This is a genomic window from Muribaculum gordoncarteri, assembly GCF_004803695.1.
GTDB lineage: Bacteria > Bacteroidota > Bacteroidia > Bacteroidales > Muribaculaceae > Muribaculum > Muribaculum gordoncarteri.
In genome coordinates this window covers 2,866,738-2,891,833 of record NZ_CP039393.1, presented here as the reverse complement: position 1 = coordinate 2,891,833, position 25,096 = coordinate 2,866,738, and the positions used below count along the sequence as shown (strand labels likewise).

The 25,096-nt window shown below is 47.9% G+C and carries 27 protein-coding genes; 12 read left to right on the top strand and 15 right to left on the bottom strand.

Annotated elements, in window-relative coordinates; all coding sequences use genetic code 11:
- Positions 1–10 precede the first annotated feature (10 nt).
- From E7746_RS12675 to E7746_RS12660, 4 genes are read right to left on the bottom strand one after another with little or no spacing between them, the layout of a single operon-like run.
- Positions 11–682, bottom strand: a complete 672-nt coding sequence (locus E7746_RS12675; protein ID WP_123394867.1) for a NigD1/NigD2 family lipoprotein — start codon at positions 680–682, stop codon at positions 11–13.
- Positions 683–1,363, bottom strand: a complete 681-nt coding sequence (locus E7746_RS12670) for an ABC transporter ATP-binding protein (protein ID WP_123394868.1) — start codon at positions 1,361–1,363, stop codon at positions 683–685.
- The gene (locus tag E7746_RS12665) at positions 1,360–2,085 is read right to left on the bottom strand and encodes a tRNA threonylcarbamoyladenosine dehydratase (RefSeq protein WP_136411037.1); all 726 of its coding nucleotides are present in this window, start codon (positions 2,083–2,085) and stop codon (positions 1,360–1,362) included. Before E7746_RS12665 ends, E7746_RS12670 begins: the two co-directional genes overlap by 4 nt.
- Positions 2,086–2,115: 30 nt before the next feature.
- Complete coding sequence (locus tag E7746_RS12660) at positions 2,116–3,312, bottom strand: C1 family peptidase (RefSeq protein ID WP_136411036.1); 1,197 nt, start codon at positions 3,310–3,312, stop codon at positions 2,116–2,118.
- 345 nt (positions 3,313–3,657) lie between these two features.
- On the opposite strand from E7746_RS12660, the gene E7746_RS12655 reads away from it, so the two are divergent.
- Positions 3,658–4,278 carry an FKBP-type peptidyl-prolyl cis-trans isomerase gene (locus E7746_RS12655; RefSeq protein ID WP_136411035.1) on the top strand — a complete coding sequence of 207 codons (621 nt, stop codon included), beginning with the start codon at positions 3,658–3,660 and terminating at the stop codon, positions 4,276–4,278.
- Between the two features lie 32 nt (positions 4,279–4,310).
- Positions 4,311–5,207 (top strand): FKBP-type peptidyl-prolyl cis-trans isomerase, encoded by an 897-nt coding sequence (locus E7746_RS12650; protein WP_123394872.1) that lies wholly within the window; start codon positions 4,311–4,313, stop codon positions 5,205–5,207.
- 88 nt (positions 5,208–5,295) lie between these two features.
- Here the strand turns inward: E7746_RS12650 and E7746_RS12645 are convergent, their stop codons facing one another.
- The 6 genes from E7746_RS12645 to E7746_RS12620 all read right to left on the bottom strand — a co-directional run bounded on the left by E7746_RS12645 (position 5,296) and on the right by E7746_RS12620 (position 9,818).
- On the bottom strand, positions 5,296–5,757 hold the full coding sequence (locus tag E7746_RS12645) for an Lrp/AsnC ligand binding domain-containing protein (RefSeq protein WP_136411034.1): 462 nt from the start codon (positions 5,755–5,757) through the stop codon (positions 5,296–5,298).
- Positions 5,758–6,004: 247 nt separating this feature from the next.
- Complete coding sequence (secG, locus tag E7746_RS12640; RefSeq protein WP_123394874.1) at positions 6,005–6,364, bottom strand: preprotein translocase subunit SecG; 360 nt, start codon at positions 6,362–6,364, stop codon at positions 6,005–6,007.
- Between the two features lie 12 nt (positions 6,365–6,376).
- A complete protein-coding gene (locus E7746_RS12635; protein WP_136411033.1) occupies positions 6,377–7,159 on the bottom strand; it encodes a hypothetical protein in 783 nt (260 codons plus the stop codon).
- 10 nt (positions 7,160–7,169) lie between these two features.
- Complete coding sequence (locus tag E7746_RS12630; protein ID WP_238337210.1) at positions 7,170–7,697, bottom strand: LptE family protein; 528 nt, start codon at positions 7,695–7,697, stop codon at positions 7,170–7,172.
- Positions 7,698–7,746: 49 nt separating this feature from the next.
- Positions 7,747–8,964, bottom strand: coding sequence for a sigma-54 interaction domain-containing protein (locus E7746_RS12625; RefSeq protein ID WP_136411032.1), 1,218 nt, complete (start codon positions 8,962–8,964; stop codon positions 7,747–7,749).
- Positions 8,961–9,818, bottom strand: coding sequence for a lysophospholipid acyltransferase family protein (locus E7746_RS12620; RefSeq protein WP_123394877.1), 858 nt, complete (start codon positions 9,816–9,818; stop codon positions 8,961–8,963). The genes E7746_RS12625 and E7746_RS12620 overlap by 4 nt, the downstream gene beginning before the upstream one ends.
- Before the next feature lie 362 nt (positions 9,819–10,180).
- On the opposite strand from E7746_RS12620, the gene E7746_RS12615 reads away from it, so the two are divergent.
- The gene (locus tag E7746_RS12615; RefSeq protein WP_136411031.1) at positions 10,181–10,711 is read left to right on the top strand and encodes a hypothetical protein; all 531 of its coding nucleotides are present in this window, start codon (positions 10,181–10,183) and stop codon (positions 10,709–10,711) included.
- A gap of 126 nt (positions 10,712–10,837) precedes the next feature.
- On the opposite strand, the gene panB is transcribed toward E7746_RS12615, so the two are convergent.
- Positions 10,838–11,656: a 3-methyl-2-oxobutanoate hydroxymethyltransferase gene (gene panB / locus E7746_RS12610; RefSeq protein ID WP_136411030.1), complete on the bottom strand. Its 819-nt coding sequence runs from the start codon at positions 11,654–11,656 to the stop codon at positions 10,838–10,840.
- Between the two features lie 182 nt (positions 11,657–11,838).
- Between panB and E7746_RS12605 the strand changes: the two genes are divergently transcribed.
- From E7746_RS12605 to ribF, 4 genes are read left to right on the top strand one after another with little or no spacing between them, the layout of a single operon-like run.
- Positions 11,839–12,537: an XRE family transcriptional regulator gene (locus E7746_RS12605; protein ID WP_168184387.1), complete on the top strand. Its 699-nt coding sequence runs from the start codon at positions 11,839–11,841 to the stop codon at positions 12,535–12,537.
- 1 nt (position 12,538) lies between these two features.
- Entirely contained in the window at positions 12,539–13,339 is an 801-nt protein-coding gene (gene trmB, locus E7746_RS12600) for a tRNA (guanosine(46)-N7)-methyltransferase TrmB (protein WP_136411028.1), read from the top strand.
- Between the two features lie 32 nt (positions 13,340–13,371).
- Positions 13,372–14,478 carry an Mrp/NBP35 family ATP-binding protein gene (locus E7746_RS12595; RefSeq protein WP_123394882.1) on the top strand — a complete coding sequence of 369 codons (1,107 nt, stop codon included), beginning with the start codon at positions 13,372–13,374 and terminating at the stop codon, positions 14,476–14,478.
- A 2-nt stretch (positions 14,479–14,480) separates the two neighbouring features.
- Positions 14,481–15,404 (top strand): riboflavin biosynthesis protein RibF, encoded by a 924-nt coding sequence (ribF, locus tag E7746_RS12590; protein WP_136411027.1) that lies wholly within the window; start codon positions 14,481–14,483, stop codon positions 15,402–15,404.
- 92 nt (positions 15,405–15,496) lie between these two features.
- Here ribF and E7746_RS12585 read toward each other — a convergent pair whose 3' ends face one another.
- The gene (locus E7746_RS12585) at positions 15,497–17,359 is read right to left on the bottom strand and encodes a TonB-dependent receptor plug domain-containing protein (RefSeq protein WP_136411026.1); all 1,863 of its coding nucleotides are present in this window, start codon (positions 17,357–17,359) and stop codon (positions 15,497–15,499) included.
- A 103-nt stretch (positions 17,360–17,462) separates the two neighbouring features.
- Here E7746_RS12585 and E7746_RS12580 point away from each other — a divergent pair, with 103 nt between their 5' ends.
- On the top strand, positions 17,463–18,071 hold the full coding sequence (locus tag E7746_RS12580; protein WP_136411025.1) for a class I SAM-dependent methyltransferase: 609 nt from the start codon (positions 17,463–17,465) through the stop codon (positions 18,069–18,071).
- Positions 18,072–18,126: 55 nt separating this feature from the next.
- Positions 18,127–18,657 carry an RNA methyltransferase gene (locus tag E7746_RS12575; protein ID WP_136411024.1) on the top strand — a complete coding sequence of 177 codons (531 nt, stop codon included), beginning with the start codon at positions 18,127–18,129 and terminating at the stop codon, positions 18,655–18,657.
- On the opposite strand, the gene E7746_RS12570 is transcribed toward E7746_RS12575, so the two are convergent.
- Positions 18,654–20,324 (bottom strand): nucleoside kinase, encoded by a 1,671-nt coding sequence (locus tag E7746_RS12570; RefSeq protein WP_136411023.1) that lies wholly within the window; start codon positions 20,322–20,324, stop codon positions 18,654–18,656. The two genes, E7746_RS12575 and E7746_RS12570, sit on opposite strands and share 4 nt — an antisense overlap.
- A gap of 164 nt (positions 20,325–20,488) precedes the next feature.
- Between E7746_RS12570 and E7746_RS12565 the strand changes: the two genes are divergently transcribed.
- Both E7746_RS12565 and E7746_RS12560 read left to right on the top strand, forming a co-directional pair.
- Complete coding sequence (locus tag E7746_RS12565; protein ID WP_136411022.1) at positions 20,489–21,052, top strand: cob(I)yrinic acid a,c-diamide adenosyltransferase; 564 nt, start codon at positions 20,489–20,491, stop codon at positions 21,050–21,052.
- A gap of 57 nt (positions 21,053–21,109) precedes the next feature.
- Positions 21,110–21,331 (top strand): DUF2795 domain-containing protein, encoded by a 222-nt coding sequence (locus E7746_RS12560; RefSeq protein ID WP_008863178.1) that lies wholly within the window; start codon positions 21,110–21,112, stop codon positions 21,329–21,331.
- 244 nt (positions 21,332–21,575) lie between these two features.
- Here E7746_RS12560 and E7746_RS12555 read toward each other — a convergent pair whose 3' ends face one another.
- Positions 21,576–22,877, bottom strand: a complete 1,302-nt coding sequence (locus tag E7746_RS12555) for a Fic family protein (RefSeq protein WP_136411021.1) — start codon at positions 22,875–22,877, stop codon at positions 21,576–21,578.
- 795 nt (positions 22,878–23,672) lie between these two features.
- Between E7746_RS12555 and E7746_RS12550 the strand changes: the two genes are divergently transcribed.
- Positions 23,673–24,332: an FRG domain-containing protein gene (locus E7746_RS12550; protein WP_136411020.1), complete on the top strand. Its 660-nt coding sequence runs from the start codon at positions 23,673–23,675 to the stop codon at positions 24,330–24,332.
- 119 nt (positions 24,333–24,451) lie between these two features.
- On the opposite strand, the gene E7746_RS12545 is transcribed toward E7746_RS12550, so the two are convergent.
- A complete protein-coding gene (locus tag E7746_RS12545; RefSeq protein ID WP_168184386.1) occupies positions 24,452–25,096 on the bottom strand; it encodes a flavin reductase in 645 nt (214 codons plus the stop codon).

Sequence of the window (25,096 nt, the reverse complement as noted above, 5' to 3'; positions counted from 1 at the left end):
CGTGAGGGTGTTATTGTTTTTTAGTGAATATGTAGATGTCCTTTTTTAGGTTTGTGTCGTTGACATGTACTTTTATCGACTGACAAGTGGGGAGTGACCACAAGTTGGTCATGTCGAATGAAGCATAGGTTTCCATCATGTAGTTTTCGGGCTGACCTTGCTTGTCATGGACGAGGTAGACCTCGGGCTGCGGATTTTTCAGAGTGAGAGAGTCGACCACAAGTCCGAATTGACGCGGTTTCTCGGAGTATTCCACCTTCATGCGCAGATTCAGGTAGTTGCCGGTGCGCCATATCGAGTTAAGATAGACCGGCGTGGCTGTCCAGTTGTATTTTTCGATGGGGCGTATGCGCGTCGTGTCGTTGTTGATAAGGGTGAGTCCCACTACCTTTACCGCTCCCGAAGTATAGGGCTCTCCCGATTCTGGATAGTAACGCAGCAACACTCGGTTGTTGACTATTTTTTCGGGGAGGTCTACATTGCCGGCGGTGAGTTTTATGAGCGGAGAGTCATCGTAACGCTGAAATTCAAATCTTGTGTCATTGCCCACCGATGTGACAGTGACAATGTCACTAAGCATCATCTCGGTGCTATACTCCTCGTCGCTGCATGAGCTCATGGTCACAGCCATTAATGCGGCCATGAATGATGCGATTGTCTTATATCGGAAAATATGTGTCATTTAGGCAATGATGTCTTTTTGATTTATTATTTCTGTTATGTGACCGTCACGCATGTGTATTATGCGGTCGGTGTCGGCGGCCAGCGACTCGTCATGGGTGACGATGACAAACGTGTGTCCCATGTCGCGACGAAGGTCGAAGAACAGCTTGTGCAGCTCACGCCTGTTGTGGCTGTCGAGGCTTCCCGACGGCTCGTCGGCTAGCACTACACGAGGGCTGTTGACAAGCGCACGTGCCACGGCGGCACGCTGTCGCTCTCCTCCCGATAGCTGAGCCGGCTTATGGTCGGCGCGGTCAGCGAGTCCGAGGTACTCTATCAGCTCCTTGGCCTTGGAGAAGGCTGCCGCACGGCTGCTTCCTCCGATAAGTGCCGGCATTGCCACATTCTCAACAACGGTAAACTCGGGCAAAAGTTGATGAAACTGGAAAACAAAGCCTATGTTGCGGTTGCGGAATTTTGCAAGTCGCGCGTCCTTAAGCGACATGACATCCTCGCCGTCGTAAAGCACCTTGCCCGAGTCGGGGCGTTCGAGAGTGCCTATTATTTGCAGCAGAGTTGTCTTTCCCGCTCCGCTGGGGCCCACAATCGACACTATTTCGCTCTTCATAATGTCGAGGTTTATGTCGGAGAGCACCTGCAGGTTGCCGTAGCTCTTTGATATGTCGCGTACTTGTATCATCTTTTTCCTGTAATGCTGTTTATGGCATAGGCGGCAAGCATCATGCCGAATATTGCCGGTATCCATGCCACGGTTCCGAATGATGATGCCTTGCAGGGCATCTCGTCGGTGAGTATGAGGGAGCTGCGCTGCGCCTGTTCGGTAGAGAACACCACCTTTACTCCCGAAGTGATTCCGCACTGTTTAAGCCGCTGACGCACCACTCGGGCAAGCCCGTCATGGAATGTTTCGGAGATGTCGGCGTAACGTATTTTCGTGGGGTCGACGCGTCCTCCCGCACCCATCGACGATATAAGCTTGATCTTATTGCGATAGCAGTGCTCTATCAATGCTATCTTGGGGGCTATGGAGTCGATGGCGTCGATGACATAGTGGGGATTGTCGCCGAGAATCGACGATACGTTATCGGGAGTCATGAACATCTCCAATGCCGTGACGGTACATTCGGGATTTATATCGTGGATGCGGCGTTTCATGACCTCGACCTTGGGCGCTCCTATTGTCGAGTGTAGGGCCGGCAACTGTCGGTTGAGGTTGCTCGGAGCCACTACATCGGCATCGACGATGGTTATGTGTCCCACACCGGCACGGGCGAGCATCTCCACCGCGTAACTGCCCACACCGCCGGTGCCCACAACGGTTATGCGCCGTGTAGCAAGCAGCTCCACTGCTTCGTTTCCGAGCAGCAGAGCCGTGCGTTGGTTGAATTCATTTACCGGCATTGGCGTGCAATTGCGGTTGTGGGGGAGTCGTTATTTTATCTTTGCCGCTGTTGCCGCAGGTATTGCGTTGCGGTTAACGAGCACGCTGAGAGTCTTTGCGAGGAAATAGGGTTCCGATACGTAGAAATATCCGTCATACACCTGATTGGTGTCCCAAGAGTTCTTTACCTTGTAATACTTGTTGCCCTTCTGGTCTACGGCCTTGCCTACGATGACCATGCCGTGGTCGTCGGTTGTTTCCTGACGGTCAAACATGTCCTGGCGTATCTCGGGGGTGATTTCCATCTCTTCAACCGGGCCCTTTATGTCGAAGCGTGAGTTGGCGCGGTCACGGTCGGAAAGCTTCACCCAACGGGCGAGTTCGGTTCCGGTAAGGTCCTTCTCGTCCTTTTCCTTAGGCATTACGGCAAAGCCTTCATTCCACTTGAAGCCGCCTTCGCTTACATCGGCAGCCCATACAACCGAGTAGCCTTTGTCGATAGCGTTGTCAACAACAGTCTTCAGCTCGTCAAGAGGCAGGTTGTAGTAGTTGCCCCAAAGCCAATTGTCGGAAACTTCAAGACCGAAAGGCTTGTAGTAGGGGTGATGAGTGAACGAGGTGAGGGGAACATAGTCGTCCATGTCGAGATTGAGCTCGGCTGCGAAGCTTTGCGGGGTGTAGGTCTTGCCGTTATAAGTGAACGATTCGGGCACTTCTCCCAGATAGGCGTCGAGGATTCCTTCAAATCCCTTAAGCCATGCAGTCGAATATTTGCGGTCGTGCTTGGCGATAACTGCGTCAAGATAGGCCTTCATGACAGCCGAAAGCTCACCGTGAACGTGCTTTTTCTCGCCATAGTTCAAGCCTGCGTAAGCCTCTTCGGGCATTGCGCCGTAGTGTTCCCACACGTAGGGAACATCAAGAATGCTGCCGCCCTGTGAAAAGTTGGTGGCACCGTTCATCCTTACGTATTTCTTTGCCTTGTCGATGTAGCAGTTGCGCACAACAAACATTTCGCTGAGATCGACTTCGGGAGCGCCTTTGTGCATGGCCTCTTCCTCAAAGAATGAGTTTCCTGAGAAGCACCAGCATGTACCGGTCTGGTTCTGGTCCTTAACGGGTGTGGTCTTAACCACTTTCACATCGGTGAATTTGAATCCTGTGCTGTCGTTTTTGGCAGCCTTGTCGTCGGCGCTGGCGTTGAAAGCCACTGCGCCGGCCAAAATGGCACTTAAAAGCAGTTTCATAATATAATGGCAATAAAAATTTAGTCGTTTGCTACAAAATTACATAAAATTAATAATAATCGAAACAATCGTCTTGAGAAATGTAGCTATTTGAATATAAAGCATGTCGAAGGGTTAAAAAATATTGTTTATCACGGTGTTGGAGCGGGGTTGCGGAACATTGGCCGAGGATGTTATGTTATATGGTTGAATGACTGCAAACAGAGGTAAAATATGATTGTGTCGCGGGACGCCGTCGTCAAATGATTCATGTGTCATATAGCTGATTTTTTGACAATTCAAATATTCTATCTAAATTTGTAGCTTGGTAAAGTTATCGAAATTTTTTACTTAATTATAAACAACATGGATAACCAAGATTTAGACCGTATAAGCTATGCTTTAGGGTTGAGTATGGGCAATAATTTCCGCAATTCGGGAATCAAGACTATCAATGTCCGTGATTTTGCCGATGGAGTTGCCGCAGTTTTTGAAGGCGCCAAACCTAAAATGAGCTATGACGAGGCAAAGGAAGAGATACGCATTTTCTTCCAGGCCATGGAAGAGGAGCAGCGTGCAGCCGCTCAGAAGATGGGTGAGGTGAATGCCGCTGCCGGAAAGGCTTTCCTTGAAGAGAACGGCAAGCGTGTGGAAGTCAACGTTACTCCTTCGGGACTTCAGTATGAGGTGCTGGAAGAGGGAACAGGCAAGCAGCCTTCAGCAGGCGACAACGTTACCGTACATTACACCGGCAAGCTCATCGACGGTACTGTATTTGACAGCTCGGTCGACCGCGGAGCACCTGCAACTTTCGGCGTAACTCAGGTGATACCCGGATGGGTCGAGGCTCTTCAAATGATGAAGGAGGGCGCAAAGTGGCGTCTTTTCATTCCGTCAAACCTTGCTTACGGACCTAACGGCGCCGGTAACATAATCGGCCCCAACTCTACCTTGATATTCGATGTAGAGCTTATAAAAGTGAATTAAACCAATTTATAATCAAATCAAAAAAAGGAATTATGAAGAAATTATTTATGGCTTGCGGAGTGTGCGCAATGCTTTTTAGTGCTACCGCATGCAATAAAAGCAACGCGGCCGGAAATGAGGACGCTGCGTTCAATGATTCAATCGCCGAACTCGCCGGAAAGGTAATCGGCTCGGAAATCGCCGGAAGTCTTGGTCAGTCAATGACTCCCGAACAGCTTAAGAAGGATGCCTACATACGCGGTATGCAGGTTGCCATCATGGCTGATACATCGGATATCGCATATCTTCAGGGATTGCGCGCAGGTGTAAACCTCGCACAGAACTTTGACGCTATGGCCAAGCAGGGCGGCATCGATATCGACCGCAACGTGTTCATGGCTTCGTTTAAGAAGGCATTCCTTGCCGACAGTGTAAACTCGGATGAGTTGTCGGCCAACAACATGGCTCTCCAGTTGATGATGCAGCGTGCACAGCAGCGCAGCGAGGAGCGTCGCAAGGCTGAGCTTGAAAATGCTCCCGAGGCAAAGGCCAATCGTGAGGCAGGTGAGAAGTTCATTGCCGACTTGAAGGCAAAGGATCCCTCAATCAAGACTACCGAATCGGGTCTTTCATATAAGGTGATCACTGAAGGTGCAGGTGATTCAATAACCGATACCGACCGTGTGGCTGTCATCTATAAGGGTGAGCTTACCGACGGAACCGTATTTGATGATTCAAAGGGTGAGGCTCGCACATTCAGCCCCCGCAGCGTAGTGCCCGGTTTCGGTGAAGGTCTTAAGCTGATGAAGAAGGGTGCCAAGTACATCCTCTACATCCCCGGTGACCTTGCTTACGGTGTTGAAGGACAACCCTACGCAAAGATCGGCCCCAACCAGACTCTCGTGTTCACTGTAGAAGTAGCAGGTGTAAACGAAACTCCCAAAAAGTAAGTAGTATCGCACACCATATATAAAATAAGTCCCTGCCGTTTATGAGCGGCAGGGACTTTCTATATAGAGGCGAATGTAAAAATCCTTGTTATTCGTAGTGTACCGGAATTTCGCGGTTGATGCTGTCATCAAGCGAAATGAGCGTTTCGGTGCCTTTTACACCGTGAATCATCTGTATTTTGTCGTTAAGCAGCTCCATAAGATGCTCGTTGTCGCGAGCATATAGCTTTATCAGCATGGTGTAGGGGCCGGTAGTGAAGTGACATTCTACTACCTCGGGGATTTTTTCAAGTTCGGGGACTACATCACGATACATGGCTCCGCGTTCAAGGTTGACGCCTATATAGGTGCATGTGCGGTAGCCGAGCACTTTGGGGTTTACATGGTAGCCCGATCCGGTTATTACCTTCAAATCAATCATTCGTTGAATGCGCTGATGTATTGCAGCGCGTGACACGCCACACTCTGTTGCCACGTCCTTTGACGGGATTCGTGCATTGCGCATCACTATTTCAAGTATTTTTCGGTCTAGGTTGTCAATTCTATCCATACAGGAACAAAATTATCGTTTTAAGTTGAAATGGAAAGCAAAAGTAGTGATTATTTTTTAGAAACAAAGCAAAGTGTCATAAAAATCATTCATTTCATGACTGATTAATCGAAAAACAGCTCTATCGGGTAATCCCGTTTAGTCATTAAGAAAGTATTTGTGGTTTATATGGTGGAATATTAAAAAACCACCCTGCGGTAGATTGTGTACCGCAGGGTGGTTGTGTATTTTACGCTGTTGTGCGTTATTATTCGCCTTCGGGAGCTGTTGCAGGTGCTGTGGGAAGCACGGGAGTTGCTGCGGGAGCTACATCGGAGTTGAAGTCGGCGGGCTGAGTCTGTTCGGTAGCCTGAGGCACGATGCGCGATGAGCTTTGGATGATGTTGCGCGGCATTGTGAATACACCGAGTATGGCAAGAAGGCATATTGCACCTGCAATCCACCATGTTGCTTTTTCGATGAAGTCATTGGTGCGGCGTACACCCATTACCTGGTTGGCACCACCGAATTGTGAAGAAAGGCCTCCGCCTTTTGATTTCTGTATAAGTACCACTCCGATCATGAGAATCGAGGCGATAACAGTGAGAGTGATAACGACTACGTGCATTGTTTTTTGTTGTTATTTTTGTTTTTGATATTGCTGATTTATGATAAGTTTCTGTAAGAAACGTAATTGGTCTGCAAAGTAAACACTTTTTTCCGGATATTTCAAACTTAAACCGCTTATAATTTCAAAAGCTTTGGCATAACGGTGTTGTTTTATGTAAATTTTGGCCAAACTTTCGCTTAATAGGGAGTCGTCCTGCACTTCAGGAGCCTGAATGGGCTCTTCGGGCGTTTTTTCAATGACGGTGTATTCGGGCTTCTCGGCGCTCTCTTCGCTTGTCGCCGGGAAGTGTCCGTGATTCTCCTTGCTCTTGATGATAAATGCGTTTATCATGCTCTCCTGACTGTCGCCTGCGGCTTCTTCGGGAAGGGGCAGGCTGTGCTCCTCTTCATCGGCGAGCAGTAGGGCATAGTCGGGGGTGGGATTGAATATGAGGCGTTCGAGCAGCTCGTCCTCGCGGGGAGTCGGCTTTCCGTAGTTTACGATGAAGGTGTCGATTGCTTCATCGGTCGTGGGTGCCGACGGACGGTCGTCGGGCGGATATATGTCGGCTATGTCGGCGGCCATCGGTTCGACTATAGAGTAGAGCACATCCTTTGAGGGTGTGTTCAAGGCTATGCGCCGCAATAGTTTGCGCCTGCGTTCGTCGCTCATGCCGTTGTCACGCTCAACTTGCAGCAGCGCGGGGACGGTGAAGTAGGGGTATTGGCGTGACATCTCATCGACCCATGACGAATCGACTTTGTCGGAGCCGTTTTCAAGCAAGCGTACAAGTGTTTCACGCAGAGTTTCCATTGCTTGTCGATTACCAGTTACCGAGGGTGGCGTTGAAAATAAGGTCTATGAGCTGATCGGTAATCTCCTGACACAGCTGGTCCTGCACATCGGTCAGCATTTCGGAGCTGTCGAAGTCCTGATAGGCCGAGAAGGTTTGGTCGACATCGTTTTTCTCATTCTTGGTGTCGGTGTACTTCACCCTCACTGTTATGGTGAGTCGTGTCTTTGATGCGATGGCGTTTTCGGTTACGGCCTGCGGGCTGAGGCTGTAGCCGGTTATCTCGCCCTCCATCTCGAGGTCGCTTGCTCCGTCCACGACCTGAAGTCGGGTGTTGCGCGTTATGTAGTCGAGCAATTCGTTCTCAAACAGTTGCTGTAGCGGAGGATATACCAGGGCGGCTCGTATGGGGAACTGTGACACCCTTATAGTCTTGTAGACATTGTAGTCAAGTGCGGCTCCGTTGAACTTGTAGCTTATCGTGCAGCTCTGGAATGCGAGCATTACGGTGAGGCAAAGTACGGCTATTCCGGCCAGCCGGCTTTTATATCGTGACATGAAGTTGTTGCGCATCTTGCGGATATTGTATTGGTTTATGTTTTGAGTACTATTCGAGTCCGTATTCCTTGATTTTGCGATAGAGAGTGCGCTCCGATATGTTGAGCTCCTGTGCCGTTGCTTTGCGACGGCCTTCATTGCGTTCAAGCGCACGCTTAATCGTTTCGCGTTCGGTGTCCTCGAGCGTCATTCCCGAGTCGATGTTGTCGACATCGGCTTGCGGTGCGGGCTGCTCTTTAAAAAGGTCGTGTACCGGGGTGTAACGCACCAGTGAACGTGGTGAGTCGTCGACCGTAACGGCTTCGTTGTAGGAGTGTCGTCCGTTTTGCATTTCAAGCGATTCGACAGTCGACCGCAATGAGTCGATTTCGTTGCGCATGCGGAATATCATGTTGAACAGCAGCTCGCGCTCCGAGGCGTAGGAGTGTCCTCCTTCCTGCGATACGGCGGGCGTGAACACCGATGTGGCCGACGGCAGATAACCGTGGAGGTTTTCGGCGGTTATTTCATTGCCGGCTTCAAAAAGCGCTATCTGTTCTACTACATTCTTTAATTGTCTTACGTTTCCGGGCCATCGGTAGTGTAGCAAAGCATGTGACGCGCTCTCCTCAAATGTCACGGCGGGTGTGCGATAACGTTCGGCAAAATCGGCTGCGAATTTTCGCGTGAGCAGCAGTATGTCACTGCCTCTTTCGCGTAGGGGCGGCACGGTTATGTGCACTGTCGAGAGTCGGTAATAGAGGTCCTCGCGGAATCGTCCTTTCTCGATGGCCTTCATCATGTCGACATTGGTTGCCGCCACGATGCGTATATTGGTTTTCTGTACGGTCGAAGAGCCCACTTTTATGAACTCGCCGCTTTCAAGCACTCGCAGCAGTCGGGCCTGTGTAGTCAATGGAAGTTCGGCGACCTCGTCGAGGAATATAGTGCCGCCGTCGGCCTCCTCAAAGTAGCCTTTGCGCGATGCCACGGCACCGGTAAACGCTCCCTTCTCATGACCGAAAAGCTCGGAGTCGATAGTGCCTTCGGGTATCGCGCCGCAGTTTACGGCGATATACTTGGAGTGTTTGCGTGCTCCGTATTGGTGTATTATCTGCGGAAAAAACTCCTTTCCCGTGCCGCTTTCGCCCGTTATGAGCACCGACAGGTCGATCGGGGCCACGCGCAACGCACGCTGGACTGCTGCGGTGAGTGCCGGAGCGTTTCCAACGATTCCGAATCGGGCCTTGGCTTGCTGTACTTCAGCTGAAATGTCTACTAAACTCATCGACGGTCGCGTAATTCGTAGGTTTTACTTTTCAGGAATGTTCCGAGTGCTTCCACCGATTCATGCTGTTTCTGCTCCTCGGGAGTTATGATGTCGCCCACCGATACGTGTATTGTAGTGTGACATTTGCGCCACACTTCGGCAGGAAGGCGCAATGTGCGCAGTTGCCAGCTTATCATGCCGAGAATGTTGAACCACAGGCTGTTGTGGCCGTGGAAATATATAGGTATCACAGGCACGTTGAGTTGCTGGATGAGTCGTATGATCGAAGGTTGCCATTCGCGGTCCTCGATGCGCAGCTTGCCGTTGATTTTGCTTACGGCTCCGGCGGGGAAGAATCCGATGGGATTTCCGCGGCGTACCTGCATTATGGCTTCCTTGATGCCTTTCATCGACACGGCTTTCTTGGCCGGATCGTCCGACGCAAGCGCGTCAACGGCTATGAAGTTGGGCCTCATTGCCGATATGTGGTTAAGCACCATGTTCACCATCACTTTAAACGAGGGGCGTATCGAACCCATCATTGCTATGAGCGATATTCCGTCGAGAGCGCCAAACGGGTGGTTGCTTACAGTGATGAAAGCTCCTTCGGGCAGGTTGTCGAGTACTTCCTTTCCGTCGATGCGTAGATTTATGTCGAAATCCTTTAGCAGGTTGCGGGCAAATTCGGGACCGGGCTTGTCGCAATAGCGGTCATGTACATCGTTCACCTTGTCGACCGAGAGCCAATGAAGCACACGGTTCACGAGCTTTTCGTGACCGCGGGCCTGTGGAGCTATCTCCACGATATCGTTATAATCGAGAACAGTGCGCTTGATGGGTGCGTTGACTGCTGAATTGTTGTTTGTGTCCATTACATCAATCTATGAACTACAAAGTTACTAAATATCGTTCACACAACAAATCGAGCGGTCATAAAAAAGAAAAAAGAGCCGTATCTCACGACAAGGCTCTAATAAATGTTGTAAAGTGTATACAGGGATGTGATTATGCTTAATACGGTTTGTTTTTGTGATTTGGTCAACTTTCACACCACAAATATATAACATATTTTTTGTAAAACCAATTTTATTTTGGATTCTTTATATAAAAAGTGTGAAAAATTAGGATTTCGCACACACACATAGTCAAATTTTTTTCACAAAAAATATATTTCTATGAAACATTTAGCAATAAATTTGTTACTATGTTAGTGTGAAATTTTTATTAAGGAAAAATGAAAAAGGTTATTTTTTCGGTAGCAGTGGTTGCTACTATGGTTTTTGCCGCTTGTAGCGGAGAGAAGAAAGTTCAGGACGAAGCATCTTCAATGCAGTCAAAGATTGAGAATTGCACCAATCCCGACAGCTTGAAGGCCTACGCAGCTCAGGCTCAGGCTTACTATCAGAAGCTTGTTGCTGAGGGTAAGGTTGACGAGGCCAAGGCGTTCCTTGATAAGGTTGAGCCCACAATCAAGGAGAAGGTGCCCTCTTTGGCAGGTGCTTTTGAAACATTGAAGAGCGGCGTTGATGCACTTCCCGGCAAGGTTGACGATGCTGCATCGGCAGTTGGCGACAGCATAAGCGCAGCCGCCGATCAGGCTCAGCAGGCAGTTGCCGACAAGGCCGCTGAAACAAAGGCCGCAGCTGAATCTAAGGCTGATGAGGTTAAGGCAAAAGCCGCCGACAAGGCTGAGGAAATTAAGGGCAAGGCTGCCGACGCTGTTCAGCAGGGTGCCGATAAGCTTAAGGATGCGCTTGGCAAATAATTTCACCTCGGGATTAAACAATTAAGAAATTAAAATCGCGCAGCGTGCTGGCAATTCAGCAGGCTGCGCGTATTTTTTGCCGTGTGTAGTTACGGCTCTTATTAAAATTTATTGTCGTACCGGCTCTTAGTATTGTTCCGATGAGTTGGGGAAGTCGCCGGTCTTTACATCGTCGATGTAGCATGCCACCGCATCGTTGATGACGGTTGAAAGGTCGGCATAACGGCGAAGGAATCGCGGAGAGAAGCCCTTGTTGATTCCGAGCATGTCGTGCATTACGAGAACCTGACCGTCGGTGCCGCCTCCGGCTCCGATGCCTATGACGGGAATCGACACTTCCTGAGCTACGCGTGAGGCAAGTGCGGCGGGAATCTTTTCGAGCACGAGAGCGAAACATCCGATCTCCTCAAGCATTTTGGCATCTTCGATCAGCTTGTTGGCTTCGGCTTCTTCCTTGGCGCGCACAGCGTAGGTGCCGAATTTGTTGATTGACTGAGGTGTCAGTCCGAGGTGTCCCATTACGGGGATACCTGCGCATAACACACGCTCTATTGATTCGCGTATTTCGGAGCCTCCCTCCATCTTTACGGCTTCGGCATGGCTCTCCTTCATGATGCGTACTGCTGATGCGAGAGCTTCCTTGCTGTTGCCCTGATAGCTTCCGAAGGGAAGGTCTACTACTACAAGTGCGCGGCTTACTCCTTTTACTACCGACTTGGCGTGATAGATCATCTGGTCAAGAGTTATAGGCAGTGTCGTTATGTTGCCGGCCATTACATTTGATGCTGAATCTCCTACGAGTATTACATCCATTCCGGCCTCGTCGATCAATTTGGCCATTGAGTAGTCGTAGGCTGTGAGCATTGCGATTTTTTCACCGCGCTGCTTCATTTCGGTAAGGCGGTGGGTGGTTACCTTGCGCCTGTCTTCAGTGTATGTTGACATGATTATCTATTTGGGATGAAAAACCGCGCAAAGTTACCCTTTATATATATCACAAGCAAGCATATTTATTCAAAATTGGCTGTTTCGCTGTTTTTTACTTATTTTTTAGCTAAATATTAACGATAGAAGCGATTGTATATTTGCAATTTATGTGTAAATTTGCATTGTTAAAAATCACTATTATGGAAACATCACAGACTCAAGGCGGAATAATAGGGCGTATACGTCACCTGATGTATCTCAACCATCTTTCCCAGGCCGGGCTTGCCAAGCTTATCGGTATCGACGCATCCAATGTGTCAAAATATTTGAGCGGAAGGCTTCCGGTGAGTGACGCATTGATCAACAGGATAATCGTAAATCTCAACGTGTCGAAGTCGTGGCTTAAGGATGGTATGGGGTTGCCTTATGAAAAGACGTCGCCGGCTCACGATAACGATGCCGATGATGTCGAGCGACCTGTGAGTCAATCACAGGAGGGAATGCCGGTCTATAATATCGATGTGGCAGCGGGAACTACGGTTCTAAGCCGTGAGCTGACTCGCGAAAACATTATAGGATGCATCAATCTGCCCAACTTGAACCGTGACTGGTGTGTGGTTAAGGTGTCGGGCGAGTCGATGCAGCCTGTCATACGCAATGGCGGTTACCTTGCAATCGATCGCGAGAGCGACCCTTCATCGATATTGTGGGGACAGATATATGTAGTGGTTACCGATGATTTTCGTGTAGTGAAATATGTGCGCAAGCATCCCGACGATCCCGAAAAGGTGATATTGCGCAGTCGCAATGAGAACTTTGACGACATCGAGTTGCAGCGGAGCGAAATAGTGGCCCTGTATCCGGTGAAGTGCATTATAAATCTTGAAATGTGTATATGACATGGGCAAGAACAAGCTAAAGAAATTCAACGACATGGCCACGATGGATTGCGTGTTCCAATATCCGTTTGGTGTGCTTAAAGAGTCGGGATTCCCGATGAAGGGCAGCTGGAGGCGCGACTATTTTCATAATTACAACCCAATTGTGCTTGAATTGGGTTGTGGAAAGGGTGAGTACACGGTAGGACTTGCCGAAAGGTTTCCCGACCGCAATTTCATAGGCATCGATATAAAGGGCGCCCGCATGTGGACCGGCGCCTGTCAGGTGCGTGAACGCGGAATGAAGAATGCCGCGTTTCTGCGTACCAACATTGAGTTGCTACCCTACTTTTTCGCGCCCGATGAGGTTGACGAGATATGGATTACCTTCCCTGACCCGCAGATGAAGAAGGTGACAAAGCGTCTTACCGGAACCCGCTTTCTCGGACTTTACCGGCAGGTGATGAAGGATGGGGGCATGATAAACCTTAAGAGCGACAGCCCCTTCCTTTATACCTATACGCGATTGATGACGCAGCTCAACGGTTTTGAGGTGATTACCGATACCGACGACTTGTATCATGACGCTTCGGTGGGCGGTGACATACTCGGCATACGCACTTTCTATGAGCAGCAGTGGCTCGACCGCGGACTTACCATAAAGTATATAGCGTGGAAGCTTGACCGTGAAACTCCGTTGCAGGAGCCCGATGTGGAGATAGAGCACGACACTTATCGAAGTTTCTCGCGCGGTGAGCTTCAATGTCCCGAACTGTGCAACAATCCCGAAGTGCGCCCTAAGGGGAGTCAAAGTGAAAAATAAGATTCATAAAACAATAAAATAACATCATAGATATGGAAACATTATACCCTCGTCTTATTCTTGACGCGCTTACCAATGTGCGTTATCCGGGTAACGGCAAGAACATCGTCGAACTTGGAATGGTGGAGGACGACATTCGCATCGACGGTAACAAGGTGAGTTTTTCACTGATTTTCGACAAGTCGACCGATCCCTTTGTGAAGTCGCTCGTTAAGGCTGCCGAAACGGCTATCAATACCTACATCTCGCCTGAAGTTGAGATAAAGGGAAACATTGCGGTGAAATTCCGTCACACAGCTCCCGAACCGCGAGAGAATCCGCTTCCCGGTGTTAAAAACATCATAGGTGTGTCGTCGGGTAAAGGCGGAGTGGGCAAGTCGACCGTTGCGAGCAATCTGGCTGTGGCCTTGGCGCGCCTCGGCTATAAGGTGGGATTGCTTGACGCCGACATATTCGGGCCTTCGGTTCCCAAGATGTTTGGAGTCGAGGACGAGCCCATATATATGGAAACAGTCGATGGAAATGACCTCATAGTTCCAATCGAGAAGTACGGAGTGAAGGTGCTTTCAATCGGATTCCTTGTCGACCGTAACAGCCCCGTGCTTTGGCGCGGTGCAATGGCTTCGCGAGCATTGAATCAGCTCATAACTCAAGCCAACTGGGGCGAACTCGACTATTTCCTCATCGATATGCCTCCCGGAACGAGCGACATACATCTTACTCTTGTGCAGACACTTGCCGTTACGGGTGTCGTGATTGTAAGTACGCCTCAGGAAGTGGCACTTGCCGATGCACGTAAGGGTATCGCCATGTTTACCGATGAAAAGGTCAATGTGCCGGTGCTTGGAATCGTGGAAAACATGGCATGGTTCACTCCTGCCGCTCACCCCGACGAGCGTTACTATCTCTTTGGCCGCGATGGAGCTGTCAAGCTTTCCGAAGAGCTTAAGGTGAAGCTTCTCGCGCAGATACCTATTGTTGGTACAATATGTGAAGGTGGTGACAGCGGTTCGCCCATCGCATTGAACGACAGCATAACCGGTGAGGCGTTCCTCGACCTCGGGCGTTCGGTTGTTGAAGCGGTTGAAGAGCGTAACTCCCAGCTGCCTCCGTCGGCAAAGGTTGTGACTCACTCTTAAGGATGAATCTGCTGACTTCCTATGACAGGACGCGGCCGAGAATTGCGGCCGTGGGGATGTTTGACGGAGTCCATGCCGGACACCGTCATCTCCTTGATGTGCTCTGTCAGGCGGGCGACGAGATGGGATTGTCGCCTACGGTGATTACGTTTCGCAATCATCCTCGCAAGGTGGTGAATCCCGGTTCACGTGTGGAGATGCTTTCGACGCTTGACGACCGGCTGGAGATGCTTTCCCATGCCGGGATAGCCGATTGTGTGGTGATGGACTTTAACGACGGGTTGCGCTCCATGTCAGCCCGCGACTTCATTGTCATGCTGCGCGACGGTTATTCGGTAAAGGCCATGGTGAAGGGTTTTAACAACCGCTTCGGACATGAGAGGAACCTTGACATGGATGACTACATCAGGATTGGCCGCGAGGAGGGTGTTGAGATAATATGCGCCGATGAATATCGTAGCGTGGCGACACCTTCGGTAAGTTCGTCGACTGTAAGGAAGTTACTGCATGAGCATGAAGTGGGGAAGGTGGCCGAGCTGCTTGGCCGACCTTACTCGATAAGGGGGCGTGTGATACACGGCAAGAAACTTGGTCGTCAATTGGGTTTCCCTACTGCTAATATAGAGCCGATAGGTGATTCCATATTGGTGCCGGGTAACGGAGTGTATGCCGCATTTGCCACCCTAAGTGACGGCAGTCGCCACAGGGCAATATTGAACATAGGTCATCGTCCTACGGTTGACGGATGCGATTCACCGGTGAACATTGAGGTACACATAATTGATTATGACGGCGATCTTTACGGAACGGAAATGCGCATTGAGTTTATGGCTTTTCTGCGCAAGGAGATGCGCTTTTCAGGACTTGACGAATTGAAAGCGCAACTTGCGCGTGATGTCGAGGCTGCCAATGCCCTGTTGCTATAGCGCAGATTGCCGCCGTCACATAACGATAATAAACGAGGAAGTCACCCTTCGCTTAAATGCGAGAGTGACTTCCTTTGATTTTGATGTCATGGTTAGAATTTCACTTCAAATCCGGCCATTACGGTTGCGCCGGGCATGGGGAAACCTTCGTTTATTTCATAGTGCTTGTTGGTGAGGTTGTCGCCTTTTACGAATATCTTGGCATCGCATATTCCGGCAATGTCGACATTATAGGCTGCACGTAGATTAAGCAGAGTGTAATCGTTTTTGGTGCCTGAGGTGACATTGGTGTACAGCCCCCATATCGACTGTACTTCGGCGGTGAACTCAAATTGCCCCGGATTGTAGTTGACCTCCGCGTTGAACTTGTTGCGGGGAGCGGCCAGCAGGGGTTTTGATGTATGCAGATAACTGTAGTTGGCGTTGGCGTTCCATTGACGGTTGATTATATATGTAGCGTCAAATTCCACGCCTTTGTTGATGAACGATCCGGTGTTGCCGTTGAGCGGACGGCCGTCGACCATCGATGTTTGTATCATGTCTTTTCCATCGATGAAGAATAGCGACAGCCCCATGTCGAGATGTCCGTCAAGCAGTCGCTGGCGTATTTCGACATCGTAGTTATACATGTATTCGGGGTTGAGGTTGGGATTGGCCGGACGGTAGAGGTAGAGCTCGCGAAGGTTTGGAGCCCTATATCCTTTGCTGAACGAGAACTTCACGGTGTTGTTGAGCACGGGATGCAATATGAATCCGGCCTGAGGTACCCATTCGTTACCGAATTGAGTGTTATGCTCGAGTCGTACTCCGGCGTTTACCGACATCATTTCACACAGTTGCTGCTGGAGCATCAGGTAGCCTGCTACTTCGGTTTCCTTGCGGTCGATTATCTCTTCCCGGCCTCCTTCATCAAGGTCGTTCCAGGCGTGGCCTCCGTATTGCTTGTAGTCAAATCCGAGGCTTAGGTCGCTGCCGGTCCACGGGTTCAATGTTTCGTAAGCGGTAAATCCGCGGTTGAAGTCGGATAGTCGGAAAATGTAGTCCGACGGTTCGGCATCGGGAGCATATCCGTCATCGACCCAATGTTGTCCCCAGCTGTAGTACATCTGAACACCGCCTCTCAACCGGTCATACACATTGTTGGCATATAACGCGGCTGTGCCACGGAAGAAGTGAGTCCACATCGACAGCAGCGGTTCGTTGGTTGCACCCGGATTTCGGGCTAAACTTTGCGTGAGGTTGATGTTGGCTCCTGCGTTCCAGTTCTTGGATGCATTGTAGCGTATCTGGGCCACCTCGTTGGCAAGCCAGAAGTTGCTTCCGGGGCGATTGTTTTTGGAGCGGTCGTATTGAGCTCCGGCTGTAGCCTGGAATTTATTGTGACGGTAACCGAGGCTTATGCCGTAACGTTGTGTTGCGTGAGTGCCCCACATCATGCGGGCTCTTCCTTGAAATCCGTTTCGATCCTGGTCGCGGGTTATGATGTTGACCGAGCCGCCCATTGCATTTGAGCCGTAGAGCAGCGATGACGGGCCGCGCACCACCTCCAGATGGTCAACTTCGGTGGTTGTGTATGTGTCGGCGAGCGAGTGTCCGTATATTCCCGCCCAGTTGGGTAGGCCGTTGATCATAAACAGCACTTTGTTGCCTTGTCCCACACCGCGTATGTTGATTGTTCCGGCCGAGCCGCCTGAAACTCCGTATCCGGCCATGCCTCGCTCGGTGACGAAGAGTCCGGGCACTTTGTTGACAAGCACCGGAAGCAGGGATGTTTCGGTGCTTCGGTTTATCTGTTCGGCTGTTATGCGCATTGAGTTCAGGGGAATAAGCTCGATATTTGTTTTGCCGGGCTGTATGAATTGGACTTCATGCAGCGGTATTGTGTCATTTAACGAGCCGGCAAATGTGACAAGGCTTGAGGCCGAAAGCACAATCGACAATAATTGATTTCTCATTGATTTGGGATTTGGGTAAATATTTAGGGTTCGTTGTTTTAACAATGAACAATTAAAATTATAAAATTGTTTTAAAGTTAGTAAAATTATATAGCATATCACTATGAGCTGTCAGAATAATGTTGATTTTTTTGATTCCGTAGCCGAGTTATGGGATGAGATAAACACATATAATGTCGAAGCTATAAACCACATCATCGACAAGGCCGGTATCGGGCCTGATGATGTTGTGCTTGACTGTGGAACCGGAACGGGAGTGCTTATCCCCTATGTTGTGGAAAAAATTACCGAAAACGGATGGGTCGATGCCTATGACATGTCGACCGAGATGCTTAAGGTGGCTCACCGTAAATTCTCGTCGACCGAAAAGGCAAGGTTTATTTTGGGAAATATAGAGCGCGACAGGTTGTTTGGTGCCTACGATCGAATAATGATGTTCTGCATGCTTCCGCATCTTGACGATCCTGTGGCTACGGTGGCTCGACTCTATGAAGGAAATCTGATGCCCGGCGGACGCATCGTGATTGCATTTCCTTCGAGCAAGGAGGAGATTAATTCCATTCACCATGAGCGACAGCATAACCATGTTCACAGTCATTTCCTTGTGTCGGCCGATGAGCTTGCCGATGACCTGAGGCATGCCGGGTTGAATGTCGATTATGTAGAGGATAACGACAGCTGCTACATAGTGCGGGTTGCCAAGCCTCAGTAGCTTGTAACGGCTATTTTTGCCTAAGAGGTAGATTTTAGCTACCTTTGCGGGCAAGATGAAAAAGAAGACCATTTGGGACTTGCACCGCATCTCCCCCGAAGAATTCAAAGCTTCCGAAAAGCTTCCGCTTGTAATGGTGCTCGACAATGTGAGGAGTCTTACCAATGTGGGCGCGATATTGCGCACCTGCGACGCCTTCAAGGTTGAGCGGGTACTGCTGTGCGGTGTCACGGGCTGTCCTCCTTCGCCCGAGATTCACAAGACCGCCCTTGGTGCCGAGGATTCGGTCGATTGGCAATACTGTAAGGACACTCTTGAGGCTGTGAAGGAATTGCAGGCCGAGGGCTACACACTGTGTGTGCTCGAACAGGTCGAGGGTAGCGTGTCGCTTGAGAAGATGACGGTCGAGCCCGGTCGCCGATATGCTATTGTTGCCGGCAACGAGGTCAAGGGTGTGGAACAATCGGTTGTGGATGCCGCCGATGTGTGCATCGAAATTCCCCAGTTTGGCACAAAGCACTCGCTCAATGTATCGGTAAGCGCGGCTGTGGCCATGTGGCACTTCTTTGAGGCTTCGCTCCGTTAATAGTGGAACGAAGAACCTCCCAAGAACTCACGCAGAAGCGATGTCGACGGTATAAGCCTGTCGGTGATGGGCGTGAAGTAGCTGAGCAATTTCCTCAAGCGGTAGGCTTCGGCATACTCTCTGATGTCACGTGGAACACCGTTGAGAATGTCGTCGGCAAACTCTTTCATTACGCCGAGCTCAAATATTAGCGAGGAGTTGAACATAGCATCGGCGTTTTCCTGAAACGGGAATATCCACTTTTCTTCGCCGCGACGCACGCTTGGCCATCGCTTTATGGTGTCGGTGGCACTAACACCACGGTATTTGTAATCACGTATTATTCTGCGCAGCAGTCGGTTGTCGGTTGTAGGCACCCAGTTGTGGTCGTCGATCGACAGTGTGGTCAGTGCCGACACATAGATGAGGTATTTCATCTTGGCGTCGATGTGGGCCGTGAGTTCGGGGTTAAGGCCGTGGATACCTTCGATTAGCAGCACTGAATTGCTGTTAAGTTTCAGCTTTTTCCCTTTGTACACACGATGTCCAAGCTCAAAGTTATAGGTGGGCAGATTCACTTCTTCGCTGGCAATAAGAGCGTTGAGGTCGCGGTTGAATGTTTCGAGGTCGAGGGCATACAGTGATTCGTAGTCATAGTCGCCGTCAATGTCACGCGGTGTAACCTCGCGGTTGACAAAGTAGTCGTCGAGCGATATCATTTTAGGCTCAAGGAGGTTGGTCATAAGTTGTATGGCAAGCCTCTTGGTGAATGTGGTCTTTCCCGATGATGACGGTCCGGCGATGAGTACGATCCTTGCGCCTCCTTCGGCGTAACGGCGTGAAATGTCATCGGATATTCGTCCTATTTTTTTGTCATGCAGTGCTTCGGCTACATTTATCAGCATGGCCGACTCCTTGCTGGCCACAGCTTCGTTTAGTTCACCCACGTTGTCGACCCCGATCACTCGGTTGAAGGCCAGGTAGTCGGTGAATGCGTGATACATCTTCTCCTGTACTATTGGTGACGCGGCCATTGACGGGTTGCTGCTGTCGGCTCCAAGTAGCAGGAATCCCTCCTTATACAATTGGAGGTCAAATATGTTGAGCATGCCGGTCGACGGCGCGAGATTGCCATAGTAGCTGTCGCACACGTTGTCGAGGCGATAATATACGGTATATAATTCATGGATGGAGCGTAGCAGCTTAACCTTGTCGTCAAGCCCTTGCTTCTCGAATATCTTTATAACATCGGATGTAAGACGCTCCTTGCGCTCAAATTTTATATCACGCTTTACGAGTTCGGTCATCCGGGCCTTTAGTCGCGTGACTACATCCTCGTTTACGGTTATGTCACCTGTAAGCCTGCAGTAGTAACCGCGCGATATGGAATGCTCGATTATGAGCCTGACGCCCGGAAACAGGTCGACTACCGACTTGTAAAGCATCATGCACAGCGAGCGCACGTAGACACGATGTCCCGAAGGGCTTTGGCGGGTGAGGAATTCGACTTGCTTGGGAGCGAACAACGGAAACTGCAGGTCCTCGGTCTTGTTGTTGACATGAGCGCATATCGGACGCTCGGGAATGCGGTCGGCGATGGTGTTGTATATGTCCATAAGCGTGTCGCCGCCCTTGAACGGAATATACTCTTCTATATTCTTACAATAAACTTTCAGTTGGTCGCTCATAATTTAATAGTCGAAAATGAATTATACTTTTGTAAAGATACAAAAGTTAGGGCAAATAAGTTTCCGACAACAGTTAAAAAAATCCAAGACGATTATTTATTGTATTTGTCACTTTTTTTGATTACCTTTGCCGCCCATTACAAATCAAAAACACTTTTAACGTTATGACTAAAAGTAAGATATACACTCGTACGGGCGATCTCGGAGTGACTTCGCTCGTTGGCGGACAAAAAGTGAAGAAAACCGACATACGCATCGAGGCTTACGGTTCGGTTGATGAACTCAATGCCAACCTCGGCGTATTGATTGCAATCCCCAATCTTCAGTCTGAATATGTCGACCTGCTCCGTTTTGTTCAGAACAAGCTATTCAACATAGGCGCATATCTTGCGACTCCAAATGTCGATAATGCCATAACCCACTGCAACGGATTGACCTATGAGGACATCGAGCGTATCGAAAACTCAATCGATGTTATGGATGCGCAGTTGCCCCCGTTGACATCGTTTGTATTGCCCGGAGGAACACATCGCTCGGCAGTCGCTCACGTGTGCCGCACAATGTGCCGTCGCTGCGAGCGTCGCATAGTTGCCCTTTCCAACACTACCTATGTCGATCCCAATGTATTGAAATTTGTGAATCGATTAAGCGACTTCCTGTTTGTGTTTGCACGTTTTAACAATGTCGCCAATCAATTTGATGAAATATTTTGGGATAAGAATTGTTAGTTGATCAATAGACAGACTAATTCTACCTTTCTAATAACTATAAAATTAAATAGGCCTATGTATTGGACATTGGAACTTGCATCAAAGCTCGAAGATGCACCTTGGCCCGCAACCAAGGAAGAACTTATTGACTATGCAATGCGTTCGGGAGCGCCGCTTGAAGTAATCGAAAATCTTCAGGAAATGGAAGATGAAGGCGAAACCTACGAATGCATCGAAGATATCTGGCCCGACTACCCCAGCAAAGAGGACTTCTTCTTCAACGAGGAAGAATATTGATCGGAAATTTGACGCAAACAACTTATAATCAATGGCCAAGCAAAATGCAATTTGTTTGGCCATTGTTATTTCCATTAGATTTTATGCCGTCAGACACCGAAATTTGTCTGCCCAAAAGAGGGAGAGTATTTTCGAGGGTATATGCGTTTTGGCATTATTTGTGCGATATGTATCTGTGTCTTAAATAATTAACGCGTAACTTATCGTAAATTGCGATAAATTGCGATAAATTGATATGAATGTTCTATTTGATTTTGCCTATAAGTTGTTCAAAATTAGCAGAGCGTATATAACCTTTTGTCCTACCGTTCAAACTGATTTCACTCAAGTAGCCTTTTTCGGTCAGTTTTCTTAAGTCTGATTTTGCTGTGTTGGGAGTTACTCCAAATTTGCCAACAATATCGGTCGAGACAAGTACGATGTCCGAATTCTCAATACATAAACTCAAGATTTGAGATTGGCGTTTTGTAATATTGCCAAGATGCAAAAGTTTCTCGGCTTTCTTTTTCTCATTATTCTTCCGTTTGATGTATCGGCTCAATGCGTCAAATGATTTTAGGAGCACATCCAGATTGTATTGTATGAAATATCCTATATCATTACCGTCTGCTTCAGAATAAAGAAATGCTTTTTCATAAGATTTTTTAGAGCCTTTTATGATACGTGAAATAGACAGATACTGCACAAGCCAATAGTTTGACTTCATCATATACCAATAGAACAGAGCTCTTGCGGTGCGACCATTGCCATCAGCAAAAGGATGGTAATAACCAACAAGAAAATGTATTGTTATAGCCCTGATTATCGGATGAACGAAAATTCCGGTATTCTCATCATTGAAAAAAGTACATAAACAATCCAAGAATTCATTCAGACACTCTGCCGATGGTGGAGTGTGCACGATTTCTCCAGTTATGCCGTTGCCAACTACAATATTTTCATCATCTCGCCTTAGACGACCGGCGGCATCTGGAACATCAAGTGCATTTTCTGTCATCATGCCGTGTATCTGCATTATTAATGCCGGAGTCAACTTTTCTTTAGCATGATCGCGAATGAAATTGATTGTATTGTAGTTGTTGAGAATCATGCGCTGACTCTTATCTTTGGGAGATACTTTTTTCCGAAGCATCTCTTTTGCAGCTTCACGCGTTGTGGAGGCGCCCTCCATCTGGCTTGAGGCAATGGCCTCCTCCATTATAGAACTGATAAGATACAGTTCCTGGGTAGTTTTGTCGTCAGGGAATATTCTGGAAGCACCCCATGAGCCTCCAAAATTCATGTCAAACTCGTGACATAACCTCTGCATTGTATTTGTCAGAGAGAAATGTATGTTATTCTGAGGCCAAATTTTGACATCCGTTAGATTTCTCACTGATTTGACCTTGCTCCATAATTCAATGCCCGTCATGCCTGAAGGCATACGATATTTGACATCACTCCAATAAAGATAGCGACTGTTGATTGAGGAAATAAGATTCTTCAATTCTTCATTATCCAATGAAGTGTCTATGTCCTGCGTAATAAATGGAGGTTGTTCAATCATATATGTTTATTTAGAATACAAATATAGCAATTTGTCGTAATTTATCCAAATTTGCGATAAATAATAATCTATAGCATTGTGTTTCCGCATATTAACTTAATTATATTTGCCGATTGAAGTGCTTGTCTCTTTTTGTTTTACCGTTTGTTTGTCCATGCCGAATTTGTTTGTCCACTTTACACTACTTATTTTGTATTACACTTATAATCAGTATGTGTATAACTTTTCAAAGAGGAGGAATATTGATATAAAATCAACTCGATTTTAAGATATAAACAGCTTAAATACAAGCGATTGGCAAGCGAATAGATAAACTTGTCAATCGCTTTTTGTATACTTTTATTGCAAACGTCCAACCTCGTAGCTTCGCTTCCCGCTGCATTATGAAAGTTTACAAGATGATGAAACTCATTTAATCCAAACGAGATATGATTGGCAAAAAAAGGAATTATTGTAATTCTAAAACTATTCCAAACTATTCCAATTTTGAAAAATTGGAATAGTTTGGACTGGAATATCCGGCAATCTTAGTCATCAATAATGCCTGAATAATAAATTCATAGAATTAATAGCATTCCATCGCCTTTTATGACAAAATAGATTTGTTATATTATATAAATCGATAATGCAACTGATTGATAGATAGGTTCTCAAACATCATTAAATAAAGAGAAGTATTGATATAAAATCGTCAGGCTTTTAATGCGTAGGAGGTAGTGTCAAAATGAACTGCCTCTATTTTTTTGTGTGATTGTATTGCAATAAATTCATTTGCAGGGCTTATATTTGCATATTATGATGAACGATAAATTCCCTTCGATGCCTTCGGATGAAGATGTGAATTCCGATGGATATGTCTTTAAGGATGTATTTGAAGTGTTCAACTATATAAAGTCCAAGGGCTGGGACATTGGATGGTATGCGGCACCTCATTTTGAAGTAATGACATTGTATGATAACCATGTCGTGGCATCGCCCACTCCATTTCAGCCGTTATATAGAGGGCAAAGCTCTTATTATGAGCGTTGTCTGCCATCGCTTTATCGCAGGAAATGGAGCGATTCGCAGAAGTTGGAACGGCTTGTGCAGATAGAAGATTTCAAGACTATCCTTAATGACAATCCTGAAATAAAGGATGAGATTGAGGGCGGTTTGGCTGTCAATTATATCGGACTTGCCCAACATTACGGCATAGAAACCAATGTGATTGACTTGACCAACAGTTTTGGCGTAGCTGCATTTTTTGCTACTTCCGATTATGATAGCCTTACACAAACCTATCGGCCGGTTATGGAGATTGTGAGAAAAGGCGTTATATATTTTATGCCGACGGGTATTTTTAATTTCGGGCCAAATCAGGATAACCAAGTGTGGCCCATAGGCATGGAAGCTGATATATCGGCCCCCGGTATGAATATGACACCGTTTGATACGATGATTGATTTGCTATCTTAGGATTTTGTGAAATCCTACTGACAAAAAGATTTTCTTTTCGCTGCAGGAATCATCGACTGCAGGAAAAGAAAATCTTTAGTAGTTGTGAAGCTCCGCTCGACTGTCGGTCGATTGCTCGATTATATCTCTTTGAAATGCGAGCGGTCGAATCCGCATATCGGACATACGAAATCGTCAGGAAGATTAGTTTCCGATTCTACCTCATAGCCGCATATGTCACATTTGAATCTGCGCACATCTTTCTTGGTCACTGTAGTCGACTCCTGTTCGCTACGGTAGGTGGGGGCGTTTTTGGGCGCGCTTCCTTTTATCACTTTGTGGTAATACTCGTATGTCATGGGTGCGCCGCTTCCATCTTGCGTATCCTTCAGTTTGCTTATGACAATGACATGCGTTCCGCAGTCTATGAAATCAGTGGCATCCAGAACAAGACGGCCGCAGAAGTTGCCTTTGACAGCCGGAGCACCGTCAAGGTCAACATATCCGAAGTCGGCATATTTGTCGGCATCACGCGATGACCTGAATCCGAAGGAGCTGATTATCATAGGATCAGTATCTTCTGATATGATTGATATGCAGAATTTTGGATTCTTCTTTATACAGTCAAGGGTGTAATTCTTTTTGTTTAGACAAATTGCCAGCGTAGGATTTTCACTTGTAACTTGAAAACAGGTGTTGACAATGCAACCGGCGGGCTTGTCGTCGGAATAGCATCCGACAACATATAGTCCGTAAGTTATGTTATATAGAGCATTGCTGTCCAT